Below are 20,783 nucleotides of genomic sequence, written 5' to 3' on the forward strand. Positions count from 1 at the left end.
CTCGCCATCGCCGCCGGGCGCCGCGATCTGCGGATTCATCCCGCCCTTGGCCTCGGGACCGGCATAAGTGGCCTCGAGATCGATGATGTCGCGGAGGAAGATCTTGCCTTCGTTGAGCTCATCACGCCAGATGATGATGGCCTGGAAGGTGAGCGGGCTTTCGCACAGGCCCGCGATCATCGCCTCGCGGCCAGCCTCGATGCGCTTGGCGATCGCGATTTCGCCCTCGCGCGAGAGCAGCTCGACGGTGCCCATCTCGCGCAGATACATGCGCACGGGATCGTCGGTGCGCTCGCCGGGTTCGGACTTCTTGACCTCGGTGACGGCCTTCTGCGTGATCTCGACGAGCTCGCTGCTCTCGTCGTCGTCACCGTCGTCCTTGTCGTCCTCGCCCTCGGCGTCCTCGGCTTCGGTGACGTTGATGCCCATGTCGGAGAGCATCGACATGATGTCCTCGATCTGCTCCGGCGAGGTGGTGTCGGAGGGCAGCACTTCATTGAGCTGATCGAAGGTCACGAAGCCGCGCTTCTTGGCCTGCTTGATCATCTTCTTGACGGCGGCGTCCGACAGGTCGAGCAACGGGGAAGGCGCATCGGTGGCGTCCTTCTCAGGCGTATCCACCGCCTTGTCGTCCTTTTCCTTGTCTTTCACCTGCAGCGTCTTTGCCTTCGTGGCCATTCAATGCTCCCGAAACGCGCCCGCTTTGCCTGTGGCAATCTCACACCTTGGCATTGCGGCACCCGCCTGATCTACTTATTGTCCTCGACGCGGAAAGGGCGGCGCACTTTAACGTCGCCACCCCCTAATTTCTGTCACCGGTTTGTCCCTTTGAGGCCCGGCGAACGCTTTTTTGCACGTGATGCGGTTTTGCCACGCGACGTGTCTGCAAAAGCGATACCGGTTTTGCCATCGGACAACGCGCCCGCAACGCCATCCAGCGCGACGCAGCTTCCGACGGCCCCAGCGACCCCTCTTTCGAAAATGCTCCGGACCCCTTAAACTTCGCTTAACCCTGTTTTTGGAGCCAAACCATGGGTTTGGCGAGTCTTTTTGCGAGCCCGCAACCCGCGAGCCCGCCGTCAGACCGAAATGTGCTTAGACGTTCCGGCTGAGCCGGCCCGACAATTCCCCGAATCCCTCGATGAGCGCTTCGGTTCCGTCCACCTCGGCCATCCTGGCCTTCACGTCCTTCAGCCAGCCCAGATTGGCGTCGCTCGGGTCGTCCCCAAGCGCCAGCTCGGCATCTTTCAGCTCCCTAAATAATGTGTGCCACTGCCTATGCAAGGCAACTAGTTGATGCCAGGTGGCAAGAACATCTTCCCGCGCCGCGCCCGGCCTCGCAGCCCACACCGCCCCAGTGGTGATGGCACGCTCAACCCTTTGTAGGATTTGTGAAAAACCGGCCTTCTCCAAGTCGGCGCGCATCTTCTCGGCCTGCTCTTCCGGATCCGGCGAATGGTGGTGATCATGGGCGAAGGCTGCGATGATGGCGGCGCGCAGCTTGTGCGCCTCCGCATGCGGCAGTTCCAGCGCCGCGGCCTCCTCCAGATGGTCGTGCAGCAGCCAGGGATGATTAACCAGACAGAGCAAAATCAGCGCCTCGCGGCGCGAGATCGCCGAGCGCTGGCCGAGCATGAGCGGGCTCGCGGCGAGCTGCGGGCTCATCGCCTGGTAGGGCCCGCGCCCGAGCAGCGCCCCTGTGGATAAGCCGCCGCCGCGGCCGGGCCCTGTGGACAACCGCCCGGGCGACCGTCCGGAACCGGGACCGCGTGGGGCAAAACGGCGTCCTGATTCGGCACCGTAGGCGCGGCCGAAGCCGCGTCCGCCCTCCGGCGCGAAGGCGCGCGCCAGCCGCTGGGAGAGGTCCTGGCGGTAGTAGCGGCGCACCACCTCGTCGCGAATGCCGTTGGTCAGTTCCCCGATCCGCGCCTCCAGCGCGGCGCGGCGCTCCGGCGTGTCGAAGCTGCCGCCCTCGAGCTCGCGCGACCAGATCACCTCGGCGAGCGGCTTGGCTACGGAGAGCACCTCCTCGACCGCGGCACGACCACCCGAACGAACCAGATCGTCGGGGTCCTGGCCTTCCGGCAGCAGTGCAAAGCGAAGACTTTTGCCCGGCTTCAGATGCGGCAGCGCCAGGTCCGCGGCGCGATAGGCCGCCTTCTGCCCGGCGCGGTCGCCGTCGAAGCAGAGGATCGGCTCGTCGACCATCTTCCAGAGCAGCGCCAGCTGGTTCTCCGTCAGCGCGGTGCCGAGCGGCGCCACGCTGCCGGCAAAGCCGGCGGTGACCATCGCGATCACGTCGACATAGCCTTCCACGACGATCAGCGGCGCATCATTGTGCGTAGCCTGGCGGGCGGTGGCGAGGTTGTAGAGGTTGTCGCCCTTGTGGAAGAGCGGCGTCTCCGGCGAGTTGAGATATTTGGCCGGAACGTCCTTCTCCAGTGCGCGGCCGCCGAAGGCGATGACGCGGCGCCTGACGTCGGTGATCGGAAACATCACGCGGTCGCGGAAGCGATCATACGGCACCGGGATGTCGTCGCCGCCGATCAGGAGCCCGGTCTCGACCATGTCGGTGACCGGAATGCCGTGGGACCCTAGGAATTCCTTCAGCGCGAAGCGCTCGGGCGGCGCATAGCCGAGCCGGAACTGCAGCTGCGTCTGCGGCAGGATCGCGCGATCAGCGAGATAGCCGCGCGCCTTGGCGCCCAGCCGTGACGCCAGCGTATCGGCGAAGAATCTCGCCGCGAGCTCCATCACGTCATGGAGCGTTTTCCGGTGCTGCTCATGCCGCTCAGCCTCGGGCGTTGCCACCGGCAGTGCCAGGCCGGCCAGGCCCGCCAGTCGCTCCACGGCCTCCGGGAACGAGCAGCCCTCGGTCGCCATCACGAAGTCGAAGATGTTGCCGTGCTTGCCGGAGGAGAAGTCGTGGTAAAAGCCCTTCTGGTCGTTGACGTAGAAGGACGGCGTCTTCTCCTGCTGGAACGGCGACAGGCCCTTATATTCGCGCCCCGCCTTCTTCAGCTTGACGCGGCGGCCGACCACGTCCGAGACCGGAAGCCGGGCGCGGAGCTCGTCGAGAAATTCCTGCGTGAAGCGGGCCATATCGGTGAAGGCGCCTTTCGGCCGATGTCAGGGCATAGGCATATAGGAGCAGTTCACAAAAAGTGAATCGAATCGGCGTTGTCCGGGCTATTCACAGGTCTGGCTTTGTTGCCGGCTGTCATCGCTCCAGGAACCGGCCCGTGCTGATCCGCGGCAACTTCTCGACCGGCCAGTTGTAGAGGTAAGTCCAGGCGTCGCACGCGCTGCCGTCGGCCAGCTGCACCCTGAGCAGCCGCCGGACATATTCGGTCGGCTCGGCAAAGCCCTCGCCGCAGGCCTCATACATGTCGAGCTCGCGCAGCAGCGCGAGAGCCTGGCGCAGGCGATACAGCTCTCCATGCACGATCTCGTTGGCATCGTCTGATATCACGAGGCCCGGATAATCCTGCGCGAGATACAGCCGGCCACGGCACCAGGCATCGCCGAGAAAGTCGGCATTGGCCGCCAGCAGCCGCGCCATCGGATGATCGAAGCCGCGCATCAGGGAGCCGTAGACGAAGAGCAGGTCGGAGGTCATGCCCCGTCTATAGCCGTCATCGCGCGCGATGCGAAGCGATCCAGGGAACAATCGCGGAGCTTCGCCCGCGCCGCGCGGCTGGACTTTCCTCCGCCCGATTTTAGAACCATTCTGCCGTCCCTGAAGACCTCGAATCACGTCATGGATGCTCAAGGCAACGCCGCCACACCCGTCCTGCTCGGACCCGACGAGGTCCTGCCCGTGCTTGAACGACATGTGAGCGGACGCTCGCCATTCCTGTTCGCCTGCGATCACTATGGCCGCGCGCTGCCGCGCGTGCTCGGCGATCTCGGCCTGCCCGAGAGCGAGCTCGAACGCCACATCGCCTGGGATATCGGCATCGCCGGCGTGGCGGAGGCGGTAGCGGAGGCGCTCGATGCGCATCTGATCGCGCAACGCTATTCGCGCCTCGTGATCGACTGCAACCGGCCGCCGAAGGCGCCGAACTCGATCCCGATGATCAGCGAGCGCACCACGATCCCGGGCAATGAGGGGCTGACGCATGAAGCGGCCGAGCTGCGACGCCGCGCCATCTTCAATCCCTATCACGATCGCATCAACGCGGTGATCGAGGCGCGAACGCGCCAAGCCAAGCCGACCATCCTGATCGCGCTGCACAGCTTCACGCCGGTCTATTCCGGCATCGCCAGGCCGTGGCATGTCGGCACGCTCTACCAGCGCGACCGCACCTTGCCGCCGCTGCTCCTGCAGGCGCTGCGCGCGGAGCCCGAACTCGTGGTCGGCGACAACCAGCCCTATGCCGTGAGCGACGCCACCGACTACACCATCCCGGTCCATGGCGAAGCCCGCGGGCTGATCTGCACGGGAATCGAGATCAGGCAGGACCTGATTGCCGAGGCCGAAGGCCAGCAGCAATGGGCTGAGCGGCTGATCCGGATCTTTGGCGAGATCGAAGCGGCGCTGCGGACGCAGGGCCTGGTGTGAGCCTGCACGGAGGCCCTACTCCGTCATGTCGCTCTCGTCCGGACGTGCCGCCAGAAGGCTGGCGAGGCGCATCAAGGCGGTGCGCAGCTCATCATGGCTCGGCAGTCCGAGCGCAAGCCGCACCGCATTCGGCGAGTGGCCGTGGGCGATGGCAAAGGCGCTGGCCGGCGTGATCGCAATGCCGGCGCGGGCGGCGGCCGCCGTCAGCGCCTCGGCGCGCCAGCCGTCCGGCAGATTGAGCCAGACGTGATAGGAGCGCGGGTCGGCCTCGATGTGATAGCCGGCGAGACATTCGGTGACGATCGCTTGGCGCACGACCGCGTCCGAGCGCTTGCGGCGGGTGATCTCGGCGGCGGTGCCGTCCGCCAGCAGTCCCATCCCGGCCGCGAGTGCCAGCGACGTCACCGACCATGCCCCGGTGCGCACCGTCGCGGCGAATTTCTCGCGCAGCTGTGAGGGGACATAGAGGAAGCCGACGGCGATGCCCGGCGCCAGCCGCTTGGCGAGACTGTCGACGATCACCGCCCGCTCCTCGGCCTGCGATGCAATCGGCGGCGCGTCGCTCAGGAAGCCGTAGACCAGGTCCTCGATGATCGTCAGATCGAGCTTGCGCACCAGGCGCACGATCTCCTCGCGCCTGGTCTCGCTCATGGTGTGGCCGAGCGGGTTCTGCATCACCGGCTGGATGTAGATCGCATTCAGCGCATGCGCCCGGTGCGCCTTGAGAAGCGCATCACCGCGGATGCCCTCACCGTCCATCGCGATCGGCACCAGGGTGACGCCGAGCCGGGCGGCGATGCCCTTGACCATCGGATAGGTCACGGCCTCGACGCCGAGCCGGCCACCGACCGGCACCAGCGCCGACATCGCTGCAGCCAGCGCCTGCCGGCCGCTGCCGGCGAACAGGAAATTCTCCGGCCGCGGCCGCCAGCGATCGGTGGTGAAGAATTTTGCACTGGTGCGTCCGGCTTCAACCAGACGGCGCTGCGTGATCGGCGCCAGCACCGTCGCCAGCACCTCCGGCCGCTGCCAGCTTTGCAGCGATTTGCCGATCAGCACGGCCTGGTCCGGCAAGGTCGGAAAATTGAATTCGAGATCGATGCGGCCATCGAACGGCTCGAGCCGCAACGCCGGCAGCGGCGCCTGCGGTTGGCCGGCGACGAAGGTGCCGCGGCCGACCTCGCCGACGACAAGGCCCCGGCGCAGCAATTCGGCATAGACCCGCGCCGCCGTGGACGCCGCAATCCCGCGCTCATAGGCGAACTGCCGCTGCGGCGGCAGCCGGTCGCCGGCCCGGAGCCGTCCGGCCGCGATTTCGGCAGCAATGGCATCGACGAGAGCCGTATAGGAAACATTCATGCTATATTGCTCCGAGTGCAATGTTTTAATTGCACCGAGATTTGTACTGCGCGATTGCTCTTCGAACAATGATGATCTTGAAGAGCAATAGGTGACACATGGCATATTCCCTGGCGCAGCGTTGGGCAACCACGCAGACTGCCCACGGAGAAGGCACGCTGTTGGAGCGTCCGCAGATGTGGCTGCAGCGCTGGTCCTGGCGACGCGAATTGACCAAGCTGGATACCGACCAGATGCGTGACTGCGGGCTCGATCCCGAGGCGGTGCGTCACGAGGCGGCGAAGCCGTTCTGGCGCGCGTAAGGAGTTCAGCACATGCCGACGTTGCCATTCCATCAGGTCGACGTGTTCTCCGCAGCTCCCTTCAAAGGCAACCCGCTCGCCGTGATCGCCGGGGCCGATGGTCTCAACGATGCGACGATGCAGCGGGTCGCCAACTGGACCAATCTGTCGGAGACCACGTTTCTGCTGCAGCCGCGCGAACCAGGCGCCGACTATCGCGTCCGCATCTTCACGCCGCAGCGTGAACTGCCGTTCGCGGGCCATCCGACGCTCGGCTCCTGCCACGTCTGGCTGGCGCTCGGCGGCACGCCAAAAGGCGAGCATGTCGTGCAGGAATGCGGCGCCGGCCTGGTGCGGATCAAGCGCGACGGCGCAACGGAAAATACCAGGCTTGCGTTCGCGGCGCCGCCGCAGCGTCGCTCCGGCGAGGTCGAGCCTGAGCTGAAAGCGCGGATCGTGCAGGCGCTCGGCGTGACCGAGGCTTCGTTTCGGGCCGCGCAATGGGTCGACAACGGGCCCGGCTGGGTCGCGGTGCTGATGGGCTCACGCAGCGAGGTGTTGGCACTGAAGCATGATGCGAGCATCCTGCCGAACCAGTCCCTCGGTGTGGTCGGCCCGTGGACTCCCGCAACTGACGGCAATGAAGCGCAGTTCGAGGTCCGCGGCTTCATGGGTCGCGGCGGCGAGGATCCGGTGACCGGCAGCCTCAATGCAAGCCTGGCGCAATGGCTGATCGGCGCCGGAATTGCACCGAGGCAATATGTCGCCGCGCAGGGCACAGCGCTCGGCCGCGCAGGCCGCGTGCACGTGGCTCAGGAGGGCGAAACGATCTGGATCGGCGGCGGCGTCACGACCTGTGTGAAAGGCACGATTGCGCTGTAGCCCTCAGAGCTAGGAGTCAAGCTCGCGGTCCCGTCGCATGATGGGCCCTGCGTGCGGCCCTGTGACATGCTTTCGCCTGCGGACCAAGCCACTTATACTTGTTCGGGTCAAACAGGCGTTTGCGGATGAACATCAAGGTCGATCAGGCGACTATCACGCCCGAACAATTCTTTTCCTGGATCACGGGACAGGAAGAACGCTACGAGCTTGTGGACGGCGAGGTCGTCATGATGGCCGGCGCAGGGCGACGGCACGACGCCATCGTCGTGAACCTGACGGCTGCAATTCACTCCCAGATCCGGAATGGCCCCTGCCAGACGTTCACGGGCGACACCTATATCGCGACGTCAGCATCGACCAGACGGATGCCGGACCTGGGCGTGGATTGCGGCAAGCCAGATGACACCTCGCTGATGGCCGATCGGCCGGCGCTGATCGTCGAAGTGCTCTCGCCAACCACTGGCGGTTTCGACGTGACTGTCAAGCTGGCCGAGTACCAAGCGCTGCAATCGGTTGACTACATCCTGTTCGTCGACACAGACAGTCCCAATGTGCATCTGTATTCGCGCGATCAGGATCGCGCTTGGACCGATGTGGTCCTAAAGGGATTGGAAGCGACCATCAGGCTCGACAAGCTGAACGTGACGCTCGAATTGCGCGAGATCTACGCGGGCCTGGAATTCCGACCAAGACCAAAACTGGTCGAATTACCGCCTGAGGAGCCGCCCGGCGACCAAGGCCAGGGCACTTGATCCCGGTCGCGGCGGATATGGTTCACCGCGACCGCGTCAGTGCGAGCCAGACGCCGCCGCCGATCATGAAGCCGCCGGAGACGCGCGACACCAGCCGCGTGCGCTGCGCCGAGAACAGTTTGCGCGCGCGGCCCGCGAGCAACGCATAAGCGCCGTCGGTGAGGCCCGCGATCACCATGAAAGTGACGCCGAGCAGCGCGACCTGCGGTACGTGATCGCGGCTCATGTCCATGAACTGCGGCAGGAAGGCGCCGAAGAACACCATCACCTTCGGATTGGACAGCAGCACCACCAGCCCCTGCAGGAAGAAGCCGCCGCGCGGCGGCGGAGGCGGCGCCTCGCTGGCCGCGATGCCCTCGACCGGAAAGCGGATCAGCTTGATACCGAGCCACACCAGATAGGCCGCGCCGAGCAGCCGCACCCACTCGAACCAATAGCCCATGGTTGCCATCAGCGACGTCAGGCCAACGGCAACGACGCCGATCGCAATCGCAAGCCCGGTCTGCACGCCTGCGATATTGACCAGCGCGGCGCGGGTGCCGTGGCGCAGGCCGTTGGCGATCACCAGCGTGACGACGGGACCCGGCAACAAGGCAAGAGCGATGCAGGCGGCGAGGAAGGCGAGATAGGCTTGCAGGGACATGGCGGGGGCTCAACAGAAGTGGCGGTGTCGACATTAATGCACGGCGGACTCCAGAACGGAAGTGCGCTCCCTCTCTCCGTTCTTACGGGGCCACGACGAGCTGCGCCCGCGCTGAGAGGGTTTGGGGTGAGAGGCAGACGCACGATCGCTGCGAGTAGTTGGACCTGTACCCCCTCACCCGGATTGCATCTTACGATGCAATCCGACCTCTCCCCGCAGGCGGGGAGAGGTGAAAACCAGCTACTTCCCGCTTTCCAGCGCCGCCAGCATCCAGCGCTGCACCTCGTGCGAGGCCAGGAACTGCTGCGCGGCCTGTTCCAATAGCGGCTGGGCAGCCGAGCCCTTGATCACCGCGACCATCAGGTCGCAGCGATGTGACAGCGCATAGCCGATCGCGCTATGCGGCGCGCCCTCGCCGGACTCGAGATCGTAGTTGCGTGCACGGCCCGAGAGGTCGGCGACGCGAACGACCCGGCCCGGCGCAGGTGCCGCGAAGCGCGGATTGATCAGGTCGATATCGGCGACCCGGTCGACTTCGTCGTCATCGGCGACGCCGGTGTCGCAATTGCAGAACCCGAGCTTGGCGCGAAGATAGATCTCGCTGTCCTGGACGCAGGTGGCAGACTGGCAGCGGAAGGCGCGGCCCGCAGGCCAGCCATCGCGCGGAAATGGCCAGGCGATCTCGCGCCAGCCGAGCCTTCCGGTCCCCATCTCCTGCTGCCGTGCGGCACGCGACTGCACCATTTCGAACACGAGCACCGCCCAGGCGACACTGAGCGCAAGCAGTGCGATCACAAGGAGCGGTTGCGGTCGCATGGCGATTTCACGGCAGGCCGGCAATGGCGCGCGCCTCGCCGGTCATCTCGAGAATATGCAGGCCGGTGTTGGCGCGATCGACCGCATAGATATAGCCGCGATCGTCGGTCTCGACATTGTTGGTCTGGATCGCGACCTTGCAACGCTCTTCACCCTCGATGGTGACGCAGCGCTTGTCGGTCTTGTCGGTGATCTGTGGAATGAAATAGCCGACCTCGCGCGGATGATAGGGGTCACGAATGTCGAGCGCGCGCACGCCGGCATTGAAGAAGGCGATGAAGGCGAGTTTCTTGTAGTAGACCGGTGCCATGCTCTCATTCGAGGAATGCGAGCCGAAGCGCCCGCCGCGGCTGCAGAAATGGCCGCTCTCCTCCGGCACCGTATAGCTCGAGATCATCATCGGCCGGGCTTCGGTGGTGACGTCGGCGAACCACACCATCTGCCGAGGCTCGCCGCATTCGTTCTGGATCGCTTCGTCGACGATCATCACGATATCGCGCGTCCCGCCATCCTTGTCTTTGGCAAATTCGGCGATCGGCATGCCTTTCATCGGGAACGTGGTGTGTGCGCCGTTGAAGGCCGACATCGGCATGCGCGAGATCTCGGGATAACGCAAATTCTCCGGCGTCGGCTCCTTCGGCCCGTTGAGCAGCTTGTCGCGATCGACGATCTGCAACATGCCGCCCTTGTTGGTGCCGTAACCGAAATAGACCCGGTTGCCTTGCGGCCCCAGCGAGATCGGCCCGTGCAGTTCGGTCGGCACGGCGCCGGTCGCGCCCGGCTCCTGGCCGGGAAGCCCGAAGTCGCGGATCTTGACCGGATGCGCCGGGTCCGAGAGATCGTAAACCTGGGTCATGCGGCGCACCCGCCAGTCGGGCGCGCCGGAGACCAGAAAGGCGATGCCGGTGTCGCATTCCCACCAGCTCTTATGTGTGTCCTTCAGCCCGCCGAGCCGCGTCACCAGCACCGGATTTTCGGGATCGGCGACGTTCCAGATCTCATGCGCCTCGCTGCCCAAGGTGCGCAGCAGATAGACCGCATTGCGATCGCCCTTCGGCAAGGTCTTGCCGTCACAGACGCGCACCATCTGCGCGCCGCCGCCTTCATATTTGCCCTCCTGCCCCGGGATGTGATGCAGATAGCGGGGATGCGCCGGATCGGTGACGTCGACGATCGAGGTGCCGTTCGGCTCGGCCTTGCCGGTCATTGGATTGACGGGATCGGGAACGGCCTCGGTGCCGCCGTGATGGCCGATATAGGCGATCCAGCGGTCGCCCTGATGATGGATGGTCGGCTGATAGGCGCTGCGCGCCTGCAGATCGTTGTAACCGACCAGTCTCATATTCGAAGCCTCAGGCGCGGCTCCGATCACCTGCTGCGCCGACGCGGCAACGGGCGCCACGAAACTGAGAACCAAGACCGCCAAGCCGACGCGACGTTGCATTCGCTCCCACCCTTCTTCTCGTCACCGGTCTGATCGCCGGCTGGCTCCAACCTAACACGGCCGAGACGTACGCCGAACACACGCTCTTGACATGCAACCAATCGGTTGCCTAATGTCTTGACCATGGACGACGTCTTCAAGGCGCTGGCGGACGCATCACGGCGCGCACTGCTCGACCGGCTGCATGCGCGCAACGGCCAGACGCTGACCGAGCTCTGCGACGGCCTCGCAATGACGCGGCAGGCCGTGACCAAGCACCTTGCGATTCTGGAAGCGGCCAACCTCGTCGCGACGATCAGGCACGGCCGCGAGAAGCTGCACTATTTGAATCCGGTTCCGATCCACGAGATCGGCGAGCGCTGGATCAGGAAATTCGAGCGCGGAAAGCTGGCCGCGCTCAGCGAGTTGAAACGGCAATTGGAGAGGCGTGATGAGTAAGCCCGAATTCGTCTATGTCACCTATATCGAGACGACGCCCGAGAAGCTCTGGCAGGCTTTGACCGACAGCGCATTCGCCCGCCAATATTGGTTCGGCGGCGAATTCCAGACTGACTGGAAGGTTGGCTCGCCTTTCGCGCTGGCCAAGGACGGGACGCCGAGCGACATCGGCACCGTGCTCGAATTCGATCCGCCGCGTCGACTCTCTTATACTTTTCAGCACGTGCTCACGACCGACTTCCGCAACGAACGGCCGTCAAAGGTCGTCTTCATGCTGGAGCAGCATGGCAGGCTGGTAAAGCTGATATTGACCCATGAGGATTTTGCCGGTGCGCCAAGACTGCTGGATGCCGTCTCCAAGGGCTGGCCGGCGATCATGTCGAGCCTCAAGAGCCTGTTGGAAACCGGCGCGGCGCTCGCGATCCCCACGTCCGCGCTCGGCATCGAAGGAGTCTGAACCATGGACATCAGCAACTTCAAGCCCGAAACGGTCTACACGATCTACATCGCCTCGATGCCCGAGAAGGTCTGGCAGGCGCTGACCTCAGCCGAGTTCAGCCGGCAATATTTTTTCGGCAATGCGGTCGAAGTCGATCTGAAGGTCGGCGGCAGCTACATCGTGCGGAGGCCGGATGGGGCCCTGCATATCAGCGGCGAGGTCATCGAATGCGATCCGCCGCGCCGGCTCAGCGTTACTTTCAACGTCAACTGGCCCGCGCTGATCGAAGCGCTCGGGCAGACGCTGGTCACTTATGAGATCGAGCAGATCGGCGACGCCGTTCGGCTCACCATGATCGAGGCGCATGAGCGTCCGCTCCCTGACGACATCCTCGAAGGCGGCCGCCAGGGCTGGCCGGCGATCCTGTCCAGCCTGAAGAGCTTGCTGGAAACAGGACAACCGCTGGTCGTGAAGATGGCGCCGCCGGCAAAGATGCTGGCGGCGCTGAAGGCGTTGGGGATCGCGGTCCCATGACATACTCCGCCGTCGTCCCGGCGAACGCCGGGACCCATACGCCGAGGCCAGAGTTGGCGCGAAGAACGTCGTAGCTGACATCCCGCGAAACGACTAACCGCGGTGGTTATGGGCCCCGGCTTTCGCCGGGGCGACAGCGAGAACGTGGACGATGCGTCGAAGGCGGCCGGCAGGGCGGGCCGGCGAGTCTGCTACGGCACGGCAGCGATATAGGGAATGCTGGCGACGACAGCGCCGACCTGGATCGCGTTGCTCAGCATGCCGCCCCAATGCAGCCGGCGCAGGCCACGCACGGCGTTGGCGTCGCCGGCATCCCGGTCGCTGATCCGCGCGTCCATCTGCTGCAAGAACCAGCTGCGGGAGACCATCGCAAAACCGGCGACCAGACCGATTCCGAGGGCCAACATGGGACGTTGATCTAACAGGACGGCGATCGTGCCGACGGCGCCGGCAATCGCCAAGGCCACGAAGTAGGAATCGAACATGCCGCGCAACAGCCGCGTGACGGGCACGATGTCGAGCCTCACCAACAGAAAGGCCGGCGCAGCCAGCAGAAGGTAGAACATCGGAAGCAGCAGGATGATCGTGGCGAACAAAGCGATGTTGTCTGGCATCGTACCCCGCCCTTACTTCACGTGCCGGCCTGATCGTTGAGCCGTATCATGCGCCCGTCCAATCCTCTCGACCATTGCGCGTTGGTCGAGGATCGGCCGCAGGGGTCGTTGCTTTGATCGGCGCGCTCTTATTCTTCAGGCTGGAGCCGGGGCGACGATCCGCCGGTAGAGATGCCAGGTGGTGTGGCCGAGGACGGGCACCGTCACCAGCAAGCCGAGGAAATAGGGCAGCGCGGAGACGATCAGAAGCACCACGATGATCGCCGCCCAGCCGATCATCGGCCCCGGGCTCGCCACCACCGCCCGCACGCTGGTCACCATGGCGGTGACGAAATCCACCTCGCGCTCCAGCAGCAGCGGAAACGAAACCACCGTCAGCGAGAACAGGATCAACGACAGCGCGGCGCCGTCGAGATTTCCGATCGCCAGGAACAACAGGCCTTCGTTGGTTGTCAGCACCACGGTCAGGAATTCGCGCATGCTGGAGAAGGAGGCATTGAGCCCGAGCAGGAGCGCGATCAGGAGCCGGACCTGGTACATCCAGATCACGAAGAAAAACAAGGTGACGAACGCCATCCAGCCGATCTCGGCGCGCGAGGTGATCGTGCGCCAGATCGCGGCAAGAGAGATCGGCTCCTTCATCTCGCGGCGGCGGCTGACTTCATAAAGCCCGATCGCGACGAACGGGCCGATCAGCGCAAAGCCTGCGGCGAGCGGATAGGCCAGATAGACCATGCCGAAGGCCGTGAGGCACATCAGGATGGTGATGCCGCCGAGGACATAGACCGCGCCGAAGGCGAGGCCATAGAGCGGCTTGGCCTGGAAATCGCGCAACCCTTGCGTCAATGCTTCGGCGATGTCGGTCGTGGTGATGCGCCGCACCACGGGGTCGACCTTGCCCGAGACGGATGCTGTCATCGGCCTACCCTCCCAAATTCTTATTGGGGGATGCTACCAGCGGGTGCGGTGCAAATTCAATTTGAACTTGGGGGCAGCACTATGAAGACGAGGCTCGGCGGACAGCTGCTTCGCGGCCGTCCTTCGAGACGCCCGCCTCTGGCGGGCTCCTCAGGACGAGGGCTGACTTCGCCGCGAATCTGAGACCCTCATGGTGAGGAGCGCCGCTCGCGGCGAGTCTCGAACCATGAGGCCCAATGTCAATTGTGATATGCGACGGCCTTGCCGCATACGGGAAAAGGTAAGAGGCAAGCGCTGATCTGTCCCCTACCCCCGCGCCCGTAACTCCCGCCGCAGCACCTTGCCGGTGGCTGTCATCGGCAGGGTGTCGGTGAACTCAACCTGGCGCGGATATTCGTGAGCGGCGAGCTTCACCTTGACGAAATCCTGGATCTCGCGCGCCAGCGCATCGCCCGGTGCAAAGCCCGGCCGCAGCACGATCCACGCTTTCACCGCCTCGGTCCTGACCGGGTCGGGCACGCCCACCACAGCCGCCAGTGCCACCGCCGGATGCTTGAGCAGCGTGTCCTCGATCTCTGACGGACCGATACGGTAGCCGGCCGAGGTGATGACGTCGTCCTCGCGGCTCGAATACCAGAAATAGCCGTCCTCATCCTGGGTGCCGAGATCGCCGGTCAGCAGCACATCGCCTGCGAACTTCTTTCGCGTGGCGTCCGGATTGCGCCAATATTCGATCATGGTGCAGGGGTTGGGCTGGCGCACACCGATGATGCCACGCATTCCTCGCGGCAGCTCGTCGCCCTTGTCATTGACGATCAGCACCTCGAAGCCGGGCGTGGCCTTGCCCATCGAGCCCGGGCGGATCGGAAACAGTCTGGCATTGTTGCCGACGACGAGATTGCACTCGGTCTGGCCGTAGATCTCGTGCGCGTCGATGCCGAAGGTGGCGCGCACCCAGTCGAGCAGCTCGGCGCCAAGCGACTCGCCGCCGCTCAAGATGCTGCGCAGCTTCACGCCATCGTGCCTGACATTGGCCTGCCGCATCAGCTTCAGCGCGGTCGGCGGCAGGAAGACGTTGCGGACGGCGTGATCGGCCATCAGCCGCATCGCCGCGTCGGGCTCGAACTTCTTGGCGCGATAGCCGACCACCGGCACGCCGTGATACCAGGCCGGAAACAGCGCATCGAACAGCCCGCCGATCCAGGCCCAATCGGCCGGCGTCCACATCACATCGCCGGGCTTGGGCAGGAAATCGTGCACCATCTCGACATTGGGCAGATGTCCCAGCAGCACGCGATGCGCATGCAGCGCGCCCTTGGGATTTCCTGTCGTGCCCGAGGTGTAGATGATGATGGCGGGATCCACGGACGATGTGGCCACGGTCGGGAAGTCATCTGAGGCGCGTTCGAGCGTCGGCCAGAATGGCCGAGCGCCGGTGCCGCCGCCGTCGGTGACATAGATCGTCTTCAGCTCCGGCAACCGGTCGCGGATTGCAGCGAGTTTCGTCAACCCCACGGCGTCGGTGACCACCACCTTGGCGCCCGAGTTCTGCAGCCGGAATTGCAGCGCGTCCTCACCGAACAAAGTGAACAGCGGCACCGAGACCAGGCCGGCGCGAAACGCCGCGAGATGGATGATCGGCAATTCCAGGGATTGCGACAGGAACACCGCGACGCGGTCGCCCTGCGCCAGGCCGTCGGCCTTCAGCACATGGGCGAAACGGCAGGAGTATTCGCGCAACTCATCAAAGGACACGCGCCGGGCGCTGCCGTCCTCCTCGACCACGGTCAGCGCCAGGCGACCTGAGCCGTCGGCATGGCGGTCGCAGCACGCGGATGCGATGTTGAACTGCGCCGGGATTTGCCAGCGGAAGTCGCGATAGAGCGCGTTATAGTCGTTGGTTTCGGTAAGCACCTGCTTCCTCCGTCATGGCCGCGCTGCCTTTGGAAGAACGGCGTCGCTTCCGCTCGCCTCCGGCGCGGCCATCCACGTCTCTTTCTTGATTTCAGAGCAGTGTGAAAGACGTGGATGCCCGGGACAAGCCCGGGCATGACGATGTGGAGACAATTTCTCCCTGAGAACGCCGGATGCGTGGCTATGCGGACAGCGCCGCCTTCACCAGGCCGCTGGCTTTGGCAAAATCCATCTGGCCGGTGTATTTGGCCTTCAGCGCGGCGATCACCTTGCCCATGTCCTTGATCCCGGCCGCACCGGTCTCGGCGACCGCAGCGGAAATGGCCGCCTTCACCTCATCCTCCGACATCTGCTTCGGCAGATAGGCCGAGATGATCGCGATCTCCTCGCGCTCCTGGGCGGCGAGCTCGGCACGGCCGCCTTTGTCGTAGAGCTCGACCGCCTCCTGGCGCTGCTTGATCATCTTCTGCAGCACGGCCAGGATCTCGGGGTCGGCTAGCGGCGGCTTGCCCTGGCCGCGCGCCTCGATGTCGGCGTTCTTGAGGGTGGAATTCACCATGCGCAGCGTGGAGAGCTTGCGCTCGTCCTTGGCCTTCATGGCCTCCTTGACCGCATTATTAATGTCATCGCGCAGCATGATCATCGCCCTCTTCAAATCGTTTGGGCTGATCTAGGCGGTTCGCGCCCCCGAAACAACTCGGTTCCGCAGCCCGGGGTGAGCCTGGCATACCAATTTGCCGGTCAAACCGGCGGAAAACGCGTGGGAACGAGGCACCTGCCGCTTTGACGCCGGCGCGCCGGCCCACTATGTAGAGGCCTCATGACACAGATTGAGAATGATGCCGCTTGGCCGGACCATAAGCCGACCGCGCTCCTCGTGCTCGCCGATGGCACGGTGCTGGAAGGCCATGGCCTCGGCGCCGAGGGCCACGCCGTGGGCGAGGTCTGCTTCAACACCGCGATGACCGGCTATGAGGAGATCCTGACCGATCCCTCCTATGCCGGCCAGCTCATCACCTTCACCTTCCCGCATATCGGCAATGTCGGCACCAACGACGAGGATATCGAGACGGTGAACATGGCGGCGACGCCGGGCGCGCGCGGGGTGATCCTGCGCACCGCGATCACCGATCCCTCCAACTACCGTGCCAGCCGCCATCTCGATCAATGGCTGCGCGCGCGCGGCATCATCGGGCTGTCCGGCATCGACACCCGCGCGCTGACCGCGCTGATCCGCTCCAAGGGCATGCCAAACGCGGTGATCGCGTACGCCAAGGACGGCCAATTCGATCTCGACGCGCTGAAGAAGGAAGCGCGCGAATGGCCGGGCCTGGAGGGCATGGACCTGGTGCCGATGGTCACCTCGGCGCAGCGCTTCAGCTGGGACGAGACCCCCTGGGTTTGGAATGAAGGCTTCGGCCGCCAGTCCGCGCCCGAGTTCAACGTGGTCGCGATCGATTACGGCATCAAGCGCAACATCCTGCGGCTGCTGGCCGGCGTCGGCTGCAAGGTCACCGTCGTTCCCGCCACCACCTCGGCGGAGGACATCCTGGCGATGAAGCCGGACGGCGTGTTCCTCTCCAACGGCCCTGGCGATCCCGCCGCGACCGGCAAATATGCCGTGCCGGTCATCCAGCGGGTGATTTCGTCGGGGACGCCGACGTTCGGGATTTGTCTGGGCCACCAGATGCTGGGCCTGGCGGTCGGCGCCAAGACCAAGAAGATGCATCAGGGCCACCACGGCGCCAACCACCCGGTCAAGGACGAGACCACCGGCAAGGTCGAGATCACCTCGATGAACCACGGTTTTGCGGTGGATCAGGCGACATTGCCGGCCGGTGCGACCCAGACCCATATCTCGCTGTTCGACGGCTCCAATTGCGGCATCCAGCTCGAGGGCAAGCCGGTGTTCTCGGTGCAGTATCATCCCGAGGCGTCGCCCGGGCCGCGCGACTCGCACTATCTGTTCCAGCGTTTTGCCGAGCTGATGCGGGAGAACAAGCGCGCACGCGCTTAAGGCTTCCCGCCGATCCGATCGTGACATCGATGCCCGGGGTTCGTCCCCGGGCATTTGCTTATGCATCATGCGGTGCGCCGCCGGAACGCGTCGCGCCGGCGGCGGTTGAATTCGCTCAACACAGAATCGCCGGGAGGATCGCATGGCCACCGTCAGGGAGAAGATCGAACCGCAGGCCATCGTGTTCAAAGACGACGGCTTGGTGCCGAACAATCCGATGCCGTTCCTGATCTACAAGGGCGCGGTGGATGTCGCAGGCGGCCACCCCGAGGAGACGATCGAGAAGCTGTTCGGCGCCAATGGCTGGGGCGACATGTGGCGCAACGGCGTCTACGACTATCTGCATTATCACGCCACGGTGCATGAGGCCCTTGGCGTCAGCAGCGGCTCGGCGCGGGTGCGCTTTGGCGGCGACAAGGGCAAGGACTTCGACCTCGCGCCCGGCGACGTTGCGATCCTCCCCGCCGGCACCGGCCATCAATGCATTTCGGCGAGCGATGATTTCTGCATCGTCGGCGCCTACCCGCCGGGGCCGAAGATGCAGATCACGCGGCCGACGCCGGAGAACCACGCCAAGGCATTGAAGAGCATTCCGCAGGTGCCGATGCCGCCGACCGATCCGGTGATGGGAAACGACGGTCCGCTGCTCCATCTCTGGAATCCTCGACACCGTTAGGTTGCGAAATACCACACAACACAGGCTTGTGATTGCACCCTCTGATCAGACGTGAACGTCGGCCCATCTGATCAGACTATTTCTCAGGGGCTTCGCGCTCCCACTGCATTTGCTCAAGATTATTTCCACTTTCACCAGTGTTGTGGAGGCTCGTCATGAACAGCCGCTGTCGCTGCATCAATTGCATTACTCCGCCTCATATCCTCAAGAAATTGCTCGAAAATCCCGATGGAAAAGTTCGCGACGCCGCGCTCAGGACGCTGCTCACGACTGCGAGCCTGCGTGGCGAACGTCGCATCCGCAGCCTGATGGGATTTGCAGCGGCGCCGTCCGGCGCGCGTCGCACCATTTTCGACTGCAACAGCACCACCACATTGCCGTCAGCAACATTGGCGCGCAGCGAAGACGGCCGACCCTCCAGCGACCAGACTGCCAATGATGCTTTCGATGGATTGGGCAAGACCCGGCAGTTCTACAAGGAGGTTTTCGATCGGGACTCGCTCGACGGAAACGGCATGCGCCTCAACGGCTATGTTCACTACGGCTCCGCCTACAACAACGCGTTCTGGAACGGTAGCGAGATGATCTTCGGCGACGGCGATGGCGTGCTGTTCACCGACTTCACCAAGTCGCTCGATGTCATCGCCCACGAACTGACCCACGGGGTGACGGAATTCTCGGCCGGGCTGGAATATCACAATCAGTCCGGCGCCCTGAACGAGTCGATCTCCGACGTGTTCGGCTCGCTGGTCAAGCAATGGGCCGGCCAGCAGACGGCCGAGCAGGCCGACTGGCTGATCGGCGCCGAGGTGTTCACGCCCGGGACGTCCGGTGATGCGCTGCGTTCGATGAAGGCGCCCGGCAAAGCCTACAACAATCCGACGCTCGGGCGCGATCCGCAGCCGGACAATATGAGCAAATATGTCAACCTGCCTGACACCGACGATGGCGACAATGGCGGCGTTCATATCAACTCGGGCATCCCGAACAGGGCCTTCTATCTCACCGCGATCGGGATCGGCGGCTTCGCCTGGGAGGCGCCCGGGCATATCTGGTACGCCTCGCTGAAGGCCTCCTCCGCCAAGACGGACTTCCAGGAGTTCGCCGACACGACTTATCTGCAGGCGGGTCAGATGTACGGCCAGCAAAGCGCGGAGCAGCAGGCCGTGCTGGCAGCCTGGAAGGAGGTCGGCATCCGCATCAGCGGCGTCCGCGCGCTCGCAGGAACGGCCACGCGCATCAAGAAGCAGGCGGCCTTGACCATGGGCAACGGGCGCGACCAAGATCAGGAAATCATGCGCAGGATCGACGAGTTGTCGAGCCAGCTCGCGACGCTGACACAGGAGGTCGCAAGTCTTGGAGGCGGCAGGCCGCATTGATCAAGCGTATGAGAGTCGGCCGCTAGGGCTGGCTCTTACATCATGAATGTAGATGGCATGAAGGTTTCGTACGCGTCTCATGGCGGCCAGGCGGCCGGGCTGTTCGTACAGCGGCCGCCTGTTGTCGTCGATGCCGCCACGCTCGATCCGACCAGGGCGAGCGAACTCAAGAGCCTTGTCGACGCCGCCATCGCAGCGCCTTCCCCCGCCGCGCGCTCGGACAAGACGCGCGACGAAATGAGCTACACGATCACGGTCCAGGATGACGGTCACGAGACCAGGCTTTCGCAGTCCGACACGACCATGTCGGCAGAATTCCGCAGGCTGCTGGACTGGCTGCGACATCATCCCGGGAGCTGACCCGCTCATTCCGGGAGACGCCAACCGGCCCGACAACACCCGTGCGAGGACGACGCCACGGCAGATGGCGGTGTCATCCGCTTCCATACACAAGAGAATCGGTTGGCTGCTAGCGCGACTCCGCTCCAGTCGACCGCCGACCCCCATCAGGCCGCGTTGCTGCCCTCCTGGCGGCTGGCTTCGAACAGGAACCAGGTCCGCCGCTCGGTCTCATCGATGAAGGTCTCCAGCAGGCCCGCCGTCGCCGGATCGTCATTATCGTCACAGAGCTGGTGGGCTTTGCGCATGGCGGCAGCCATGTGCTTGTTGTCCTCCATCAACTCGCGCAGCATCTCGCGCGGCGGCACATACTCCTCGTTGTTGTCCTTGATGGTCTGCAGCTTCGAGACCTGGCTGATCGAGCGCAGCGTGGTGCCACCCAGCTTGCGGACCCGCTCGGCAAGCTGGTCAGTGGTGGCGAAGATCGCGTCCGACTGCTCGTCCAGCATGATGTGATAGTCATGGAAATGGCGGCCGCTGACGTGCCAGTGGAAGTTCTTCGTCTTCAGGTAGAGCGCAAACGCATCTGCCAGCAGCGTGTTCAGCGCGGCCGAGATCTTGTTGACGGCGTCGGGCGCCAGATCGGTCGGGGTGTCGAGATCGGTTTTGTCAGTCTTCGCTTTACTCACGGTGGCACCTTCCTGTTAAAGCAGGCCATGGACAGTCGAGGCGGGACCCGTTAACGCTCGCTGGCCTCACCGGTTCCAAAGCCGG

At 64.4% G+C, this 20,783-nt stretch carries 23 protein-coding genes; 11 read left to right on the forward strand and 12 right to left on the reverse strand.

Features of this window, described 5'->3' with window-relative positions:
* The 3 genes from BRAS3843_RS04845 to BRAS3843_RS04855 all read right to left on the reverse strand — a co-directional run.
* Positions 1-678, reverse strand: a 678-nt coding sequence (locus tag BRAS3843_RS04845) for an RNA polymerase sigma factor region1.1 domain-containing protein (protein ID WP_035980855.1), incomplete at its 3' end; no start/stop codon positions are given.
* Positions 679-1,095: 417 nt separating this feature from the next.
* Entirely contained in the window at positions 1,096-3,102 is a 2,007-nt protein-coding gene (gene dnaG, locus BRAS3843_RS04850; RefSeq protein WP_008967628.1) for a DNA primase, read from the reverse strand.
* Between the two features lie 118 nt (positions 3,103-3,220).
* Positions 3,221-3,619, reverse strand: a complete 399-nt coding sequence (locus tag BRAS3843_RS04855; protein WP_008967629.1) for a gamma-glutamylcyclotransferase family protein — start codon at positions 3,617-3,619, stop codon at positions 3,221-3,223.
* A gap of 141 nt (positions 3,620-3,760) precedes the next feature.
* Between BRAS3843_RS04855 and BRAS3843_RS04860 the strand changes: the two genes are divergently transcribed.
* Positions 3,761-4,564, forward strand: a complete 804-nt coding sequence (locus tag BRAS3843_RS04860; RefSeq protein WP_008967630.1) for an N-formylglutamate amidohydrolase — start codon at positions 3,761-3,763, stop codon at positions 4,562-4,564.
* Between the two features lie 15 nt (positions 4,565-4,579).
* On the opposite strand, the gene BRAS3843_RS04865 is transcribed toward BRAS3843_RS04860, so the two are convergent.
* Positions 4,580-5,923 (reverse strand): PLP-dependent aminotransferase family protein, encoded by a 1,344-nt coding sequence (locus tag BRAS3843_RS04865; RefSeq protein WP_035980858.1) that lies wholly within the window; start codon positions 5,921-5,923, stop codon positions 4,580-4,582.
* A 98-nt stretch (positions 5,924-6,021) separates the two neighbouring features.
* Between BRAS3843_RS04865 and BRAS3843_RS04870 the strand changes: the two genes are divergently transcribed.
* The 3 genes from BRAS3843_RS04870 (at position 6,022) to BRAS3843_RS04880 (ending at position 7,838) form a co-directional block, all read left to right on the forward strand.
* The gene (locus BRAS3843_RS04870; protein WP_008967632.1) at positions 6,022-6,225 is read left to right on the forward strand and encodes a hypothetical protein; all 204 of its coding nucleotides are present in this window, start codon (positions 6,022-6,024) and stop codon (positions 6,223-6,225) included.
* Positions 6,226-6,237: 12 nt separating this feature from the next.
* Positions 6,238-7,086, forward strand: a complete 849-nt coding sequence (locus tag BRAS3843_RS04875) for a PhzF family phenazine biosynthesis protein (RefSeq protein ID WP_008967633.1) — start codon at positions 6,238-6,240, stop codon at positions 7,084-7,086.
* 125 nt (positions 7,087-7,211) lie between these two features.
* Positions 7,212-7,838, forward strand: coding sequence for a Uma2 family endonuclease (locus tag BRAS3843_RS04880; protein WP_008967634.1), 627 nt, complete (start codon positions 7,212-7,214; stop codon positions 7,836-7,838).
* Positions 7,839-7,860: 22 nt separating this feature from the next.
* Here BRAS3843_RS04880 and BRAS3843_RS04885 read toward each other — a convergent pair whose 3' ends face one another.
* The 3 genes from BRAS3843_RS04885 to BRAS3843_RS04895 all read right to left on the reverse strand — a co-directional run bounded on the left by BRAS3843_RS04885 (position 7,861) and on the right by BRAS3843_RS04895 (position 10,741).
* Positions 7,861-8,481: a LysE family translocator gene (locus tag BRAS3843_RS04885; RefSeq protein WP_008967635.1), complete on the reverse strand. Its 621-nt coding sequence runs from the start codon at positions 8,479-8,481 to the stop codon at positions 7,861-7,863.
* Positions 8,482-8,721: 240 nt separating this feature from the next.
* On the reverse strand, positions 8,722-9,297 hold the full coding sequence (locus BRAS3843_RS04890; protein ID WP_008967636.1) for a hypothetical protein: 576 nt from the start codon (positions 9,295-9,297) through the stop codon (positions 8,722-8,724).
* A 7-nt stretch (positions 9,298-9,304) separates the two neighbouring features.
* On the reverse strand, positions 9,305-10,741 hold the full coding sequence (locus BRAS3843_RS04895; RefSeq protein WP_008967637.1) for a hypothetical protein: 1,437 nt from the start codon (positions 10,739-10,741) through the stop codon (positions 9,305-9,307).
* Between the two features lie 123 nt (positions 10,742-10,864).
* Here BRAS3843_RS04895 and BRAS3843_RS04900 point away from each other — a divergent pair, with 123 nt between their 5' ends.
* From BRAS3843_RS04900 to BRAS3843_RS04910, 3 genes are read left to right on the forward strand one after another with little or no spacing between them, the layout of a single operon-like run.
* Complete coding sequence (locus BRAS3843_RS04900) at positions 10,865-11,179, forward strand: metalloregulator ArsR/SmtB family transcription factor (protein WP_008967638.1); 315 nt, start codon at positions 10,865-10,867, stop codon at positions 11,177-11,179.
* Positions 11,172-11,636 (forward strand): SRPBCC family protein, encoded by a 465-nt coding sequence (locus BRAS3843_RS04905; RefSeq protein WP_035980859.1) that lies wholly within the window; start codon positions 11,172-11,174, stop codon positions 11,634-11,636. Before BRAS3843_RS04900 ends, BRAS3843_RS04905 begins: the two co-directional genes overlap by 8 nt.
* A 3-nt stretch (positions 11,637-11,639) precedes the next feature.
* The gene (locus tag BRAS3843_RS04910; protein WP_008967640.1) at positions 11,640-12,152 is read left to right on the forward strand and encodes an SRPBCC family protein; all 513 of its coding nucleotides are present in this window, start codon (positions 11,640-11,642) and stop codon (positions 12,150-12,152) included.
* Between the two features lie 191 nt (positions 12,153-12,343).
* Here the strand turns inward: BRAS3843_RS04910 and BRAS3843_RS04915 are convergent, their stop codons facing one another.
* The 4 genes from BRAS3843_RS04915 to BRAS3843_RS04930 all read right to left on the reverse strand — a co-directional run bounded on the left by BRAS3843_RS04915 (position 12,344) and on the right by BRAS3843_RS04930 (position 16,235).
* The gene (locus tag BRAS3843_RS04915; protein WP_008967641.1) at positions 12,344-12,766 is read right to left on the reverse strand and encodes a hypothetical protein; all 423 of its coding nucleotides are present in this window, start codon (positions 12,764-12,766) and stop codon (positions 12,344-12,346) included.
* Between the two features lie 135 nt (positions 12,767-12,901).
* Complete coding sequence (locus tag BRAS3843_RS04920; protein WP_008967642.1) at positions 12,902-13,684, reverse strand: DUF2189 domain-containing protein; 783 nt, start codon at positions 13,682-13,684, stop codon at positions 12,902-12,904.
* A gap of 306 nt (positions 13,685-13,990) precedes the next feature.
* Entirely contained in the window at positions 13,991-15,598 is a 1,608-nt protein-coding gene (locus BRAS3843_RS04925) for an acyl-CoA synthetase (RefSeq protein ID WP_008967643.1), read from the reverse strand.
* A gap of 181 nt (positions 15,599-15,779) precedes the next feature.
* Positions 15,780-16,235 carry a GatB/YqeY domain-containing protein gene (locus BRAS3843_RS04930; protein ID WP_035980861.1) on the reverse strand — a complete coding sequence of 152 codons (456 nt, stop codon included), beginning with the start codon at positions 16,233-16,235 and terminating at the stop codon, positions 15,780-15,782.
* A gap of 183 nt (positions 16,236-16,418) precedes the next feature.
* Here BRAS3843_RS04930 and carA point away from each other — a divergent pair, with 183 nt between their 5' ends.
* The 4 genes from carA (at position 16,419) to BRAS3843_RS04950 (ending at position 20,030) form a co-directional block, all read left to right on the forward strand.
* Positions 16,419-17,615, forward strand: coding sequence for a glutamine-hydrolyzing carbamoyl-phosphate synthase small subunit (gene carA / locus BRAS3843_RS04935; RefSeq protein ID WP_008967645.1), 1,197 nt, complete (start codon positions 16,419-16,421; stop codon positions 17,613-17,615).
* A 142-nt stretch (positions 17,616-17,757) separates the two neighbouring features.
* Positions 17,758-18,291 (forward strand): cupin domain-containing protein, encoded by a 534-nt coding sequence (locus BRAS3843_RS04940; protein ID WP_008967646.1) that lies wholly within the window; start codon positions 17,758-17,760, stop codon positions 18,289-18,291.
* 155 nt (positions 18,292-18,446) lie between these two features.
* On the forward strand, positions 18,447-19,670 hold the full coding sequence (locus BRAS3843_RS04945; RefSeq protein ID WP_008967647.1) for a M4 family metallopeptidase: 1,224 nt from the start codon (positions 18,447-18,449) through the stop codon (positions 19,668-19,670).
* A gap of 57 nt (positions 19,671-19,727) precedes the next feature.
* Complete coding sequence (locus BRAS3843_RS04950) at positions 19,728-20,030, forward strand: protealysin inhibitor emfourin (RefSeq protein WP_008967648.1); 303 nt, start codon at positions 19,728-19,730, stop codon at positions 20,028-20,030.
* Positions 20,031-20,176: 146 nt separating this feature from the next.
* Here the strand turns inward: BRAS3843_RS04950 and BRAS3843_RS04955 are convergent, their stop codons facing one another.
* Complete coding sequence (locus BRAS3843_RS04955; RefSeq protein WP_008967649.1) at positions 20,177-20,698, reverse strand: DNA starvation/stationary phase protection protein; 522 nt, start codon at positions 20,696-20,698, stop codon at positions 20,177-20,179.
* Between the last annotated feature and the right edge of the window lie 85 nt (positions 20,699-20,783).

Source organism: Bradyrhizobium sp. STM 3843 (genome assembly GCF_000239815.1).
Taxonomy (GTDB): Bacteria; Pseudomonadota; Alphaproteobacteria; order Rhizobiales; family Xanthobacteraceae; genus Bradyrhizobium.